The sequence below is a fragment of the Capnocytophaga sp. oral taxon 332 str. F0381 genome, from assembly GCF_000318275.2.
Classification (GTDB): domain Bacteria; phylum Bacteroidota; class Bacteroidia; order Flavobacteriales; family Flavobacteriaceae; genus Capnocytophaga; species Capnocytophaga bilenii.
This window is the reverse complement of record NZ_KB291341.1, coordinates 20,915-21,872: the sequence shown is the minus strand read 5'-3', so window position 1 is coordinate 21,872 and position 958 is coordinate 20,915. Positions and strand designations below refer to the sequence as shown.

Genomic DNA, 958 nt, shown 5'->3' with positions numbered 1-958 from the left:
TTGAAAAAAAAAAGAACACCAAAATTCAGGAACTCTGTGCAAAGATACAATAATTCATTGGATTATTAGTTTTTTAAGTGTAGAAAATTTAATAAAGGAGTGCAACCAGATGTTTATTTTCTTGATGTAACTTGAAATAGAATGTTCCTATTAGATTTTATCTCCAAGTTTCTCAAAAATTTTATGCCCAAAAACATTGACCCAAATACTTCATTGCAAAAAAAATAGTATCTTTGCAAAAAAATAGAAAACCATGAGCACATTCCAAGAAAACCTTACTATACTACAAAACCTATTGCAACAAAGTGCAGGAAAGCCTATTCATTATGGCAATGAAATGTATCGCTTTACCCAACAAGCAAAGGTTACCGAGGAAGAACTTGCCAGCTTTGAACAACAATATAACGTTCGCCTACCTGAGGACTTCAAAACTTTCCTCCTTACCTTGGGGGCTTGCACTCTTTTTGAAGACGAAAGAGGTTTTTCCGACCAGTTCTATGCACCAGAACAATGGGAATCCTATGCTAAAGAGGTCTTCGAGGGGACAGGTGTCTATTTATTCCCTCATATCCTTTTAGTCTGCTATCCCAATGTAGGTCATCAGGCAGGATTTGTATTGGGCGAAGAAGATCAGTTTGGGGTGTTCTATTCTGATGTTCCTCCTGAGGAATGGGAAGAGGATACGGATCTTATGCCTTTCTCTCAGTGGCTTGAAGAAGAAATGGAAATTTGTAAAGGATGAAAAATATTTTGCTATTTAAAATAATAGCATTATCTTTGTAGGCATAAAGGAGAATTTTATGAAGTATTCAGAGTTGGAAAAAATACTACGGGAAGCTGGTTGTTATGATACAAACAAACAGGCTAATGGGCATCCTGTATGGTATAGTCCTATTACAAATAAAAAATTCAGATTAAGTAATCGAAGCTGTTTAAACTTTTTAGAGAAGTAAAAGTT

The 958-nt window shown here is 35.1% G+C and carries 1 protein-coding gene; it reads left to right on the top strand.

The window, feature by feature from the left end; all coding sequences use genetic code 11:
* Positions 1–253: 253 nt before the first annotated feature.
* Entirely contained in the window at positions 254–742 is a 489-nt protein-coding gene (locus HMPREF9075_RS10295) for an SMI1/KNR4 family protein (RefSeq protein ID WP_009416532.1), read from the top strand.
* The last annotated feature ends 216 nt before the right edge of the window (positions 743–958 follow it).